Annotated in this window: 10 protein-coding genes and 3 pseudogenes; 10 read left to right on the top strand and 3 right to left on the bottom strand. The window is 70.1% G+C overall.

From position 1 onward, the window contains the following. Positions 1–57: 57 nt before the first annotated feature. The 3 genes from RUTHE_RS06770 (at position 58) to RUTHE_RS06760 (ending at position 3,574) form a co-directional block, all read left to right on the top strand. Complete coding sequence (locus RUTHE_RS06770; protein WP_021097592.1) at positions 58–1,110, top strand: Hint domain-containing protein; 1,053 nt, start codon at positions 58–60, stop codon at positions 1,108–1,110. A gap of 167 nt (positions 1,111–1,277) precedes the next feature. Next, positions 1,278–1,901 carry a 30S ribosomal protein S4 gene (gene rpsD, locus RUTHE_RS06765; protein ID WP_021097591.1) on the top strand — a complete coding sequence of 208 codons (624 nt, stop codon included), beginning with the start codon at positions 1,278–1,280 and terminating at the stop codon, positions 1,899–1,901. Between the two features lie 209 nt (positions 1,902–2,110). Beyond that, entirely contained in the window at positions 2,111–3,574 is a 1,464-nt protein-coding gene (locus tag RUTHE_RS06760) for a homospermidine synthase (RefSeq protein ID WP_021097590.1), read from the top strand. 429 nt (positions 3,575–4,003) lie between these two features. Here RUTHE_RS06760 and RUTHE_RS15405 read toward each other — a convergent pair whose 3' ends face one another. After that, positions 4,004–5,173 (bottom strand): pre-peptidase C-terminal domain-containing protein, encoded by a 1,170-nt coding sequence (locus tag RUTHE_RS15405; protein WP_021097589.1) that lies wholly within the window; start codon positions 5,171–5,173, stop codon positions 4,004–4,006. A gap of 188 nt (positions 5,174–5,361) precedes the next feature. Between RUTHE_RS15405 and RUTHE_RS06750 the strand changes: the two genes are divergently transcribed. The 5 genes and pseudogenes from RUTHE_RS06750 to RUTHE_RS15400 form a co-directional block, all read left to right on the top strand. Then, positions 5,362–5,616, top strand: a complete 255-nt coding sequence (locus RUTHE_RS06750) for a thioredoxin domain-containing protein (RefSeq protein ID WP_040645043.1) — start codon at positions 5,362–5,364, stop codon at positions 5,614–5,616. Continuing rightward, on the top strand, positions 5,616–5,963 hold the full coding sequence (locus RUTHE_RS06745) for a thioredoxin domain-containing protein (RefSeq protein ID WP_021097587.1): 348 nt from the start codon (positions 5,616–5,618) through the stop codon (positions 5,961–5,963). The genes RUTHE_RS06750 and RUTHE_RS06745 overlap by 1 nt, the downstream gene beginning before the upstream one ends. A 79-nt stretch (positions 5,964–6,042) precedes the next feature. Further along, on the top strand, positions 6,043–7,122 hold the full coding sequence (gene hisC / locus RUTHE_RS06740) for a histidinol-phosphate transaminase (RefSeq protein ID WP_021097586.1): 1,080 nt from the start codon (positions 6,043–6,045) through the stop codon (positions 7,120–7,122). After that, the gene (locus tag RUTHE_RS06735) at positions 7,119–8,069 is read left to right on the top strand and encodes a prephenate/arogenate dehydrogenase family protein (protein ID WP_021097585.1); all 951 of its coding nucleotides are present in this window, start codon (positions 7,119–7,121) and stop codon (positions 8,067–8,069) included. The genes hisC and RUTHE_RS06735 overlap by 4 nt, the downstream gene beginning before the upstream one ends. A gap of 170 nt (positions 8,070–8,239) precedes the next feature. Further along, positions 8,240–9,208: pseudogene (locus RUTHE_RS15400) on the top strand (extensin family protein); the annotation flags it as partial. 161 nt (positions 9,209–9,369) lie between these two features. On the opposite strand, the pseudogene RUTHE_RS18595 reads toward RUTHE_RS15400, so the two are convergent. Together RUTHE_RS18595 and RUTHE_RS18590 are read right to left on the bottom strand one after the other, a co-directional pair. Further along, positions 9,370–9,666: pseudogene (locus RUTHE_RS18595) on the bottom strand (DUF2125 domain-containing protein); the annotation flags it as partial. A gap of 1 nt (position 9,667) precedes the next feature. Next, positions 9,668–10,258: pseudogene (locus RUTHE_RS18590) on the bottom strand (DUF2125 domain-containing protein); the annotation flags it as partial. A 63-nt stretch (positions 10,259–10,321) separates the two neighbouring features. Between RUTHE_RS18590 and RUTHE_RS06720 the strand changes: the two are divergent. Both RUTHE_RS06720 and RUTHE_RS06715 read left to right on the top strand, forming a co-directional pair. Continuing rightward, positions 10,322–10,870, top strand: a complete 549-nt coding sequence (locus tag RUTHE_RS06720) for a gamma-glutamylcyclotransferase (protein WP_021097582.1) — start codon at positions 10,322–10,324, stop codon at positions 10,868–10,870. A gap of 71 nt (positions 10,871–10,941) precedes the next feature. After that, the gene (locus RUTHE_RS06715) at positions 10,942–12,120 is read left to right on the top strand and encodes a hypothetical protein (protein ID WP_021097581.1); all 1,179 of its coding nucleotides are present in this window, start codon (positions 10,942–10,944) and stop codon (positions 12,118–12,120) included.

The following is a 12,120-nucleotide window of genomic DNA, read 5'->3' as shown; positions in this document are numbered from 1 at the left end:
GCAAAGCCTGCATCCCAAAAGCAGGCAGCCTGAGGCAGGACTGGGGACAGACAGGACATGGGGACGGAAGCGGGCACATTCGTGCTCTCCTGGTCCCAGGTCGAACTCGACGGGCAGTGGGCGGCGCCGCTTGATCTGCTGCATGTTGGTGCAACCTGGATCTGGACCGGAGAGGCAATCCGAGTGGATGGACCGGCCGGGGTGCTGGACCTCGGACGGGCGCAGCCGGGCGGCGATCTGCGGCGGCACGCCGCGCGGGCGGTGCGCCGGCTCCTGCGCGAGGCCGGCGTGATGGCCGTCGAGGACGACCTCGCCCGGGCCGACGGAGGGGATACCGGACCGACCCTCACCTTGACCGATGGACGGCGGGCCTGGACGCTGACGCTGTTGCCGCTCGGGGGCGGGCGACGCCCCCTCCTTGTGGCCCATGGGGCGCTGCCGCCGCGGCATGTGGAGCTCTGGGTGGTAGGCCACGGCATCCCGGAGGAACCCGTTGCCCCCGCCTTCTCGGCTGGCGGTGTGATCTGCTTCACCCCCGGCACCCTCATCCGGACTGCCGAGGGGGCCCGCCCGGTCGAAGCCCTGCGCGACGGCGACCGCGTGCAGACCAAGGACGACGGCATGGCCGAGATCCTGTGGATGGCGCGCCGGCGTATCACAGGGGCACGGCTGCATGTGATGCCCCATCTGGCGCCCGTCCGGCTGCGCGCCGGTGCGTTGGACAAGGGGGTGCCGGATGCGGGCCTCCTCGTCTCGCCCGATCATCGCCTCGTGCTGCGCGGGGCCCGCGCGCGGGCGCTGTTCTCCACCGATGAGGTGCTGGTCGCGGCGCGCGATCTTGTGGACGACCGGACCGTCACCATCGAGCGGCCCCGCGAAGTGACCTATATCCATTTGCTGCTGCCACAGCACGGGATCGTCTTCGCCAATGGCGTGGAGACCGAGAGCTTCCATCCCGCCTCGGCGGCTCTGGCGAGCCTGGATGAGGGGGACCGGGCCCGGCTGTTCCAGCGCCTGCCGGAGGCCACCGACCCTCATGGCTATGGTCCTTATGTCCGCCGCGTCCTGTCCCGGAGCGAGGCGGCGATCCTGCAGGCCGAGGCCGCCTGATGTCCTGATGTCACGGCCCCGGTGTCTTGACGGAGGCCCGGCTCTGGTCTAGGGGCGCGGCTCTGGTGTTGGCGGCCCCCGCGAGGGGATGCCTGTCGCTCCGCAAGGAGAGAGGACAACGCCCTTCAACCGCGCCCCCATGGCGCCGCATGGAAGGAGATCAGCGCGTGACCAAACGCACGGCTGCCAAATACAAGCTCGACCGCCGCATGGGCGAGAACGTCTTCGGACGTCCCAAGTCGCCCGTGAACAAGCGCGAATACGGCCCCGGCCAGCATGGCCAGCGCCGCAAGAACAAGCTGTCCGACTTCGGCACGCAGCTTCGCGCCAAGCAGAAGCTCAAGGGCTATTACGGCGACCTGACCGAGAAGCAGTTCAAGCGCATCTATGCCGAAGCCGCCCGCCGCAAGGGCGACACGGGCGAGATGCTGATCGGCCTTCTGGAGCGGCGGCTCGATGCCGTGGTCTACCGGGCCAAGTTCGTTCCCACGATCTGGGCCGCGCGCCAGTTCGTGAACCATGCCCATGTCCTTGTGAACGGCAAGTCGGTCAACATCCCCTCCTATCGCGTCAAGGAAGGCGACGTGATCGAGGTGCGGCCGAAGTCCAAGCAGCTCGCCATGGTGCTCGAGGCCGTGCAGCTCGCCGAACGCGACGTGCCTGACTATATCGAGGTGGATCATTCCAAGATGACCGCCAAGTTCCTCCGTCAGCCCGGTCTGGCCGATGTGCCTTATCCGGTCGTCATGGAACCGAACCTCGTCGTCGAATACTACGCCAAGAACGGCTGATCCGGCGCCCGGCGCCGATCTCGGGGGGGCTGTGCGGGATGCCGTGCAGCCCCCCTGGCTTGTCCAGGCATGGGCTCCGCAGGCTGCCCCCCCCCCTGCGCAGAGGGACGGAAAACAGCCCCGGGTGCCTTGAACCCCGGGGGACCTGCAGCCACGGTAACGCCAGCCCGGGCCCGGCCCGGAGCCGGAGCAGTGCCAGAGGAGAGACGATGATCCAGACCGCCCCCCGTGGCCAGACCGCCCCCTCCCATCCTGTCCATGGCCGCATCGACGGGCCGGTGGTGATGATCGGCTTCGGCTCGATCGGCATGGGGACGCTGCCCCTGATCGAACGGCATTTCGAATACGACGCCGCCCGCCTGACCGTCATCGACCCGGACCCGGACATCGCCAACTTCCTGGCCCGGCACCGGATCCGTCATCTCCATCTCGGCCTCACGCGCGAGAACTACCGCGAAGTCCTGGCCGGCCTGTTCCCCGAAGGCGAAGGCGGATTCTGCGTCAACCTGTCGGTCGATGTCTCCTCCCTCGATCTCATCCGCTGGTGCCGGCAGAGGGGTGTGCTCTACATCGACACCGTCGTGGAGCCCTGGGCAGGCTTCTATTTCGAGACCACCGACAACGCCGCCCGCACCAATTACGCCCTGCGGCAGGCCGTGCGGGACGAGAAGGCCCGCAACCCCGGCGGCCCCACGGCCATTTCCTGCTGCGGTGCCAATCCCGGCATGGTCTCCTGGCTGTGCAAGGAGGCCCTGCTGGTCTTGGCCCGCGATCTCGGCCGGCCCGCCGATCCACCCGCCACGCGCGAAGGATGGGCCGCGCTGATGCGCGATCTGGGGGTCAAGGGCCTCCATATCGCCGAGCGCGACACGCAGGCCCGCCACCGCCCCCGCCCGCGCGGCACCTTCGTCAACACCTGGTCCGTCGAGGGCTTCATCGCCGAAGGCCTCCAGCCCTCGGAACTCGGCTGGGGCAGCTTCGAACCCTGGTTCCCCGAGAACGGCCACCGCCATGACAGCGGATGCCGCGCCGCGATCTGGCTCGAACGGCCGGGCGCCATCACCCGCGTCCATACCTGGTGCCCGTCCTGGGGGCCGCAATACGGCTTCCTCGTGACCCATAACGAGGCGATCTCGATCGCCGATTACTACACCATCCCCGGACCAGGCGGAGACCTCGTCAACCCTGCCTTCCGCCCCACCTGCCACTATGCCTATCACCCCTGCGACGACGCGATCCTGAGCCTGCACGAAATGTTCGGGCAAGGGCGCAAGCAGGAGCGGCACGAGATCCTCGAGGCCGACGAGATCACCGAGGGCGGAGACGAACTCGGCGTTCTTCTTTTCGGCCATGCCCGCAACGCGCTCTGGTACGGGTCCCGCCTGTCGAATGCCGAGGCCCGCCGCCTTGCCCCATGGCAGAATGCCACGGGGCTTCAGGTCTCCTCGGCCGTGGTCGCAGGGATGGTCTGGGCGCTCGAGAACCCCGAGGCGGGAATCGTCGAGGCCGACGAGATGGACCATGCCCGCTGCCTGGCGATCCAGAGGCCCTATCTGGGCCCCGTGGAGGCGCATTACACGGACTGGACCCCCCTTTCCAACCGCTGGGAGCTGTTCCCCGAGGACATCGACGAATCCGAGCCCTGGGCCTTCCGCAACGTGCTGGCGACCTGAGGCCGGCGGGGTGGGGCGGGCAGGCTGCGGATGGACCAAGGCTCCGTCCTGCCCCGCGCGGGGGGTGCCGGTGGGCCGGAACGGGGGCCCTATGTGTCATCGTCATGCGACCGCCCGTTCCCCATGCGGAAATCCGTGCAGTCCCGGGCCGAGAGGGACCCGGCGGGCCGGCAGGCAACCGGACCGACCCCACCAAAGAGCAGAGGACGGGCCCGCGCAGGCACCCCGGCCCCGCGTCCGTCCGCACCCCGGCCCCCTCCGGGTTGCCTTCCGCGGGCGGAGGGGGATCGGGATGCGCGAATCGGACATTAGCAGCCAGAGGTTAAGAAAGAGTTTACGACGGGCCCCAAGACCCCCAAAGGCCGCCCCATGAAAAAGACCCGGAGCGCCCCTTGCGGGACGGCTCCGGGCAAGGGCCTGACGGGACAGTCAGAGGAGGAAGTCGTCGGCAGCCAGCCGGAAGGCCCCGCCGGTGTTCACGAACAGCGAGAACTCGGCCGCCGCGTCCGCATCGAGATTGACCAGGACCTGCTGCCAGCCGCCGCCGGCGTCCACGACACGGACCTGATTGGCCGCCGTGAAGCCGAGGCCCCCGCGCCAGCCGAGGGTGCCCGGTGCGAGATCGGAGAGGTCGATGCGTTCGTTGTTCTGGAAGTCGCGGATCGCGTCCTCGGCGCCGGGGACGGATTCGCCGGGCAGGAAGTGGAACACGTCCCAGCCTGCCCCGCCGTAGAGCTGGTCCGCGCCCGCGCCGCCGCGGAGAAAGTCGTTGCCTTCGGCCCCCACGAGCGTATCGGCCCCCGATCCGCCCGAGAGCGTGTCGGCCCCGTCGCCGCCATGCAGGATGTCGGCGCCCGCCCCGCCCGTCAGCGCATCATTCCCGATCCCGCCATAAAGGCTGTCGTTGCCCGCGCCCCTGATCAGCACGTCGCTGCCCGATTCGCCCCAGAGGCGGTCCTGGCCGTCGCCGCCGTTGAGTTCGTCGTCGCCCGTCCCGCCGATGAGCGAGTCGTTGCCGGCGCCGCCATGGGCGATGTCGTTGCCGCCCATGAGCCAGAGCCGGTCGTCGCCCCCGAGGCCGGCGACGTTCTGGGACAGGTCGGAATAGCTGCGGCTGTCGGCGCCTTCGGTCAGGCGCTGGAGGACGGGCAGCGAGGGCGTGGAGACGACAAGGGCATAGCTGCCTGTGGCCGCGCTCCGGGCGAGGAAGGAGAAGCCACCGTCCACATAGTCGTTCGCGGCGTGGCGCACGGCGACGTAATAGGTGCCGGTGCGGTTGACATCCACGACAAGGAGGGGGTCGGGGCTGCTCCCGACATTGTCGGAGGTCGCCACAAGGCGGCCGTCCTGGCCGATCAGGTCGAGCTGGAGGTCGATGCGGCCATCGGTGTCCACGTCGAAGCTGTAGCGCTGGCCGGCGACAAGGGTGATGGCGAACACGTCCACGTCGTAGGCGGATTCGATCGCCTGGGCCGGCGCGACGGCCGAGAACCAGGTGGGGTCGTTGACATTGGGGTGGCTGCCGGTCGTGAAGACGCCGCTGTGCAGGTAGCTGTCCGATTCGACCGTGTTCGAGGAAAAGCTGAAGGGAACGGGCATGGGGGCGATCCCGGATGGGGGGTGGTGACGGCACCCATCTGGGGATGCAGGGCCCCGAAAGGCCAGAACAGCCCGCCGCTGGCAGACGACATGCGGATGTCAGCCGATAACAAGGGGAGGGCGGACCGATGGTCCCCTCTTGCAGCGGGGCCAGGGCTTCCCATCTCCCGCAATGGGGGAATGGCGGCATGGCCGAGCTGCTCTATGGGTTCGATCCGCTCTGCGGCTGGTGCTACGGAATCGTCCCGGCGATCCGTCGCGTCTCGCGGGATCATCCGGGCCTGCCGATCCGCCTTGTCATGGCCGGCCTTCTGTCCGGCGAGCGGGTGGGCCCCTACCGGGCGCTGGAAGGATCCATCCGTGCCGCAAGCGCGCAGCTGCGCGCGGTGACGGGGCGGCGCCGTCCGAGGCTTTCTTCCGTCTCATCACGCAGCCGGGCGTGATGGGCGACAGCGGCCCGCCCTGTATCGCCATCGCCCATGTCGCGGGGCTTGCCCCCGCCTGCGCGCTGCCCTTTGCCCACCGCGTGATCGAGGCGCATTTCGAGCAGGGGGCCGATCTCAACGATCCGTCAACCTATGCGCCCATGCTGGCCGCCATCGGCCTGTCGCCGCGTCTGCCGGATCTGCATGACCGCTCTCTGGCCGAGGCGGTCTGGGAAGGGGGTCGGCGGATCGGGCTGCGGCGCTTTCCGACGCTGGCCCTCCTGCGCGGGGGACGGGCACAGGTCCTGCCGGCGGAATACAACCCTGCCCGCCTGTCCGCCCTGATCGCCAGGGCGCTGGAATGACGGCACAGAATGGTGGTGGCATCCGTGCAGGGCCGCCGTTAGAAGGGCGCACCGAGCAGGCCTGTCCCCGTGTGCGATCATGACCATCCTTCCCCAGCCCGGCATCCTCGACATCAGGCTCTACGAGGGAGGCGAAAGCCGGATCGAGGGGTGCACGAATGTCCTCAAGCTATCCTCGAACGAGAATCCGCTCGGCACCCCGGACGTGGCGCGCGAGGCCTTTGCCCGCGCCGTCCATGATCTGCACCGCTATCCCGTCACCGATCATGCTGCCCTCCGCCAGGCGATCGGCGAGGTCTGGGGCCTCGATCCGGCGCGGATCATCTGCGGGGTCGGTTCGGACGAGATCATCCATCTGCTCTGCCAGGCCTATGCCGGGCCGAAGGACGAGGTGATCCATACCGAGCATGGTTTCCTGATGTATCGCATCAGCGCGCTGGCCGCGGGGGCGACCCCGGTGGAGGTGCGCGAACGCGACCGCACGACCGATGTGGACGCCATTCTGGCCGCCTGCAACCGGCGCACGCGCCTGGTCTTCGTCGCCAATCCGAACAACCCCACCGGCACGATGATCGGCCAGTCCGAGCTGCGGCGACTGGCCGAGGGGCTGCCTCCGCAGGCGCTGCTCGTGCTCGACGGGGCCTATGCGGAATATGTGGACGGGTATGACGCGGGCGCCGCTCTCATCGCCGAGCGGGACAATGTCGTGATGACCCGCACCTTCTCCAAGATCTACGGGCTGGGCGGCTTGCGGGTGGGCTGGGGCTATGGCCCGCGTGCCGTCATCGATGTGCTGAACCGCGTGCGCGGACCGTTCAACCTGTCCACCGCCGCGCTGGCCGCGGCAGAGGCGGCAGTCCGCGACAGGGCCTGGGTCACACGATGCCGGACGGAGAATGCCCGCTGGCGCGACTGGCTGGCGCGGAGACTCGCGGAAATGGGCGTGCCGTCCGACATCTCGACCGCGAACTTCATCCTGGCCCGGTTCGCCGACACGGCCGAGGCCGAAGCCTGCGATGCCCATCTGCGCAGCGAAGGGATCATCGTGCGTCGTGTGGCGGCCTACAAGCTGCCCCACTGCCTGCGGATCACGGTGGGCGACGAGGCCTCGTGCCGGCGCGTTGCCCATGCCATCGGCCAGTTCAAGGGTGTGCGATGAAGCCGGAGGACAAGCGGCCGACGCCGATGATCTATGAGCGTGTCGCCCTGATCGGGCTGGGGCTGATCGCCTCCTCGATGGCCCATGCCATGCGCCGCGGACGTGTTGCCGGCGAGATCACGGGCTATGCCCGCAGCGCGGAGACGCGCGCCGTCGCGCGCGAAATCGGCCTGTGCGACCGCGTCTGCGAAAGCGCCGCAGAAGCCGCCGAGGGCGCCGATCTCGTGGTGCTCTGCGTGCCGGTGGGGGCGATGGGGGCCGTCGCGGCCGAGATCGCCCCGGCGCTGAAACCGGGGGCGACGCTGTCGGATGTCGGATCCGTCAAGCGCGCCGTCATCGCGCAGGTCAGCCCTCATGTGCCCCGGGGGGTGCATTTCGTCCCCGCCCATCCCCTGGCGGGGACCGAATATTCGGGGCCGCGCGCAGGTTTTGCCACGCTGTTCGACAACCGCTGGTGCATCCTCGTGCCCGAGGGCGCAGACCGGACGGCGGTGGATCGCCTGGCGGCCTTCTGGCGCGCCCTGGGCGCCAATGTGGACGAAATGGACGCCGATCACCATGACAGGGTCCTGGCCGTGGTCAGCCATGCCCCGCATCTGATCGCCTATACCATGGTGGGTGTCGCCGACCATCTGGAAACGGTCACGGACCGCGAGGTGATCAAGTATTCCGCCTCGGGCTTTCGCGACTTCACGCGCATCGCCGCTTCCGACCCCACCATGTGGCGTGACGTGTTCCTGACCAACCGCGATGCGACGCTCGACATCCTGGGGCGCTTTGCCGAGGAGCTGTTCGTGCTCCAGCGGGCGATCCGCATGGGAGACGGGCAGCTGCTCTTCGACTATTTCACCCGGACGCGGGCGATCCGCAGGGGCATCATCGAAGCCGGTCAGGATACGCCCGCCCCTGATTTCGGCCGCGCCGCCGCCGCAGGGCCGGGAGAGTGAAGCGCCCCCGTCTGGCCCTGATCCTGCTGCTGCTGCTGTGGGGGGCGGGCGCCACGGCCGAGCCGCCCTGGATCGCGCCGCTTCCCCCGGCACGTCCCGGAACCGCCCCGCCCGCCCCGCTCCTGCGGCCGGCAGTCCGTCCGGATACGCAGGACGGCGAGGCCATCGCCATGGGGGGGCTGATCCTCGAGATCGGGCCGCTGACGGCATTGCCCCAGCCCGGCCTTCTGCCGCCGCCGCCTGCCGCCCTGCGCGGCCCGCTGCCCCTTGCCGAGGCGCCCCCCGCCCGGGCCCGCCAGGCCCCGTCCCTGCGCGCGGCAGAGGACGACGGCGCCGCCCTGTCCGGGGCACCATGGCCGATCCTGCGGGCGGATCTGGCCATGTCCGAGCCGCCCCCCGTTCCCGTGACCATCGCCGGCTGGGAGGGTGAGCGGCCCCCCGGCCGTCCCCGGAGCGCACCCCTTCCGGGCCCGGCCGAGGATGCCCCCCTGCGTCCGCAGGCTCGCCCCCTGCCGCCAGCCGATCCGGCGGAACGCCTGCCGCCCGAACCCGATGGGCCCCCTGTCTACAGCCCCCGCATCCGGCCCGGGATCCTGCCGGCCGGCCCGGACTATTCCCCCCTTGCGGTGGCCGTGGCGATGCGGCCTGCTGGCCGCCCTGCCGGCATCGTCGAACGGGCCGAACGGGCCAGGGCCGAGGCCCTGCGCGGACAGGTCTGCGGCGATCTGCGCCTTCAGGGCGAGGTGGTCGCCGCCATCCGGGACAAGGGCGGCTGCGGCATCGAGGAGCCGGTGCGCCTGCGTTCGGTCGATGGGGTGCGGCTGTCGGAGGCCGCCATGATGGACTGTCCCACGGCGCGGGCGCTGCTGAGCTGGGTGCAGGAAGGGGTGCGGCCGGCCCTGGCCGGTCGGGGCGGGGGGCTTGCCGGGCTGCATCTGGCCGGCCACTATGCCTGCCGGCCGCGCAACAATCGGGCGGGGGCCCGCCTGTCCGAACATGGCCGGGGCCGGGCCATCGACATCGCGGGGCTGATCCTGGCGGATGGAACCCGCCTGACCGTGGCGCAGGACTGGGACGATCCGGCGATGCGGGCCATGCACCGTGCCGCCTGCGGGCCTTTCAGCACCACGCTCGGCCCCGGATCGGACGGCTTTTCACGAGGACCATCTCCATCTCGATACGGCCCGGCGCGGCAGCCGCCATTGCCGCTAGGGCCGGGCGGCGGGGCCGGAGGCAGCCGCGGGGCCCTGGCCAGCCGCAGACCGAGCGCACGCACCCAGCCATCGGCAAGGGTCAGCGGCAGTTCGATGCGCCCCCCGGGGTCGGCCATGGCGGCCAGCGCATTTTCGAGCAGCTGCTGCGAGGTTCCGTTCGCAAGACCGGCCTGTCCGGCCAGGTCGAGCATCGCCCGCCAGTCGTCGATGACAAGGCGCAGCTCGCCCTCGAGCATGCCTTCGGCATCGGCGGTCAGATAGCCCGAGGCGGTAAGCGAGGCGGCGCCGGGCTGGATGCGGGCCTCGCGGATGTCGAGCGAAAGCAGCCGGGGCGGGCCGGCGAGGGGTGCGGTCGAGCGGTGCTCCGAGCAGCACCCGCGCATCGAGCCGCAGCAGCGGCAGCGGCGCGGGCAGGCCCGGGGCGGTCAGATCCGTCGCCTCGAGCCAGAGATCATAGGCGCCTGCGGCCCCGTCCGGTTCGGTCCGGATGGCGGCGAGAAGGCGGGCGAGGCTGATCTCTCCGCTGATCTCCCCGTTGGCGGCCGAGGCGCGAAGGGGGCCGCTCTCGATCACCGCCTCGTGCAGCGGCATGGCAGGGGAGAGGCCGACGCGGGCCGAGGCGCGCAGGCGCTCGGCGGCGATGTCCACGGGCAGTCCCCCGATCGTCAGGCGCTGCTGCGGCGGCCAGACGGCGATGACCTCGTTCGGGCGGTAGCTGAGGGCGAGGATCTGGAAGAAGGGCGCCTCCCAGACAAGCTGTCCGTCGGGCGAGGCGAGGCGCAAATTCGTCACCGTGGTGTCGAAGCGCGAGGGAAAGCCTGTCGTGTTCAGGCTCGTCCGGTCCACCTCCCAGCCCTGTGCCGCGAGGGCATCGAGTGCCCGGGCGGCGCGCGTCTCGATCTGGTTCTGTCCGACGAACCAGTATCCCCCATAGAGGGCCACAAGCGTGGCGACGATCCAGAACAGGATGCGCATGCAGGCTTTTCCTCTGCCGGTCTGGCCTGACATAGAAGCGGGACCGGCAAGAGGAAAGCGGCGATGCAGGAGCGGTGGGTCTTTGCCTATGGCTCGCTGATCTGGGATCCGGGCTTTTGCCCGGCCGAGCGGATCCGCGCGCGGGCGGCAGGCTGGCGGCGCGCCTTCTGCCTGTGGTCGATCCACTGGCGCGGGACGCCGGAGTGTCCGGGCCTCGTGCTCGGGCTCGAGGAGGAGCCGGGCGCGGTCTGCGAGGGCCTGGCGCTGCGCCTGCCCGAGGGCGAGGCCGAAGCCGTCCTCGCGACGCTGCGGGCGCGGGAGCTTGTCTCCCATGCCTATGAGGAGCGCCTTCTGCCGCTGCGGCTCGAGAACGGGCGCGAGATCGAGGCGCTGGCCTATGTCATCCGGCCGGGGCATCCGCAGCATGCCCGTCTCGATCCGGAGCGGCAGGCGGCCATCATCGCCCGGGCCGTGGGGCAGCGCGGCCCTAACTGCGCCTATCTGGAGGCGGCGGCCGAGGCCCTGGCCGGAATGGGGATCGCCGATCCGGGGATCGAGGCGCTGTGCCGGCGGGTGCGCGCCCTTGTGAGCCAGGACGGGGAGAGCTCATGAACGGGGTTCCGTCCGCCTTCGCCCCGCTTTAGGCTGTGGCCGAGCACGCCAAGGAGGTTCGGGCCCGACGCATGGTCAGACGCGATCCCCCGGAGGCCCCGCATTTCTCCCAGCCGGTGCGGCAGATCACGCTCATGCTGATCGTGCTCGGCCTCGTCGCGGGGGGGGCCTATGTCGGCTTCCGCATGCTCGAGGCGGTGTTCTTCACCAATATCTGGCTCAATTCCGCCATCCTCACGGTCTTTGCCATCGGTGTGCTGAGCTGCTTCAGGCAGGTCGTTCTGCTGATGCGCTCGGTCAGCTGGATCGAGGATTTCACCAGTCTCGAGCCCGGACAGGCCATCCGTCCCCCGCCGGGAATCCTGGCGCCTCTGGCGGCGCTGCTGCGCACGAGGGGGGCGCGGATGCAGCTGACCGCGACCTCGACGCGCACCATCCTCGATTCGGTGGCCACGCGCGTGGACGAGGATCAGGAGATCACGCGCTATCTCTCCAACACCCTGATCTTCCTTGGCCTTCTCGGCACCTTCTACGGGCTGGCGACGACGGTGCCGTCGCTGGTGGAGACGATCCGGGGCCTGACCCCGCGGGACGGCGAGACCGGGGCGGAGCTCTTTGCCCGGCTGCAGCAGGGGCTCGAAAGCCAGCTCGGCGGGATGGGCACGGCCTTTTCTTCATCGCTTCTGGGCCTGGCGGGAAGCCTGGTGATCGGCCTGCTGGAGCTGTTCGCCGGGCATGGGCAGAACCGCTTCTACCGCGAGCTGGAGGAATGGCTGTCCTCGATCACCCGCGTCTCGATCGCCGGCGAGGAAGGCGGGGGAACGGAATCCTCGGTTCTCGGGCAGGTGGTGGACCACATGGCGGAGCAGATGGAATCGCTCCAGCTGATGTTCACCCAGAGCGATATCGCCCGCGCCCAGACGGACCGGCGCCTGGGGGATCTGGCCGCGGCGCTGGGCGATCTGGCCCGCCGCATCGAGGAGCGCGACATGGGACCGGCCCTCGCCCGCATCGCCGAAGGGCAGGAGCGGATCATCGCCGCGCTCAATGCGCTCGGTCCGCAGCTGGCCGAGGCGGGGATCGACGCCGAAAGCCGGATGCGCCTGCGGTCGATCGACGTGCAGCTTCTGCGCATCCTCGAGGAGATCGCCGCGGGACGGCAGGAGGCGGTGGCCGAGATCCGCGCCGAGTTGACAACCCTGACCCGCACCCTGCGGGGTGCCATGCGCCTGCGCGACGAGCCACGCTAG

The organism is Rubellimicrobium thermophilum DSM 16684 (genome assembly GCF_000442315.1).
In the GTDB taxonomy this organism is placed as follows: domain Bacteria; phylum Pseudomonadota; class Alphaproteobacteria; order Rhodobacterales; family Rhodobacteraceae; genus Rubellimicrobium; species Rubellimicrobium thermophilum.
The sequence above is the reverse complement of the archived record's forward strand: the minus strand, read 5'-3'. Positions and strand labels throughout refer to the sequence as shown.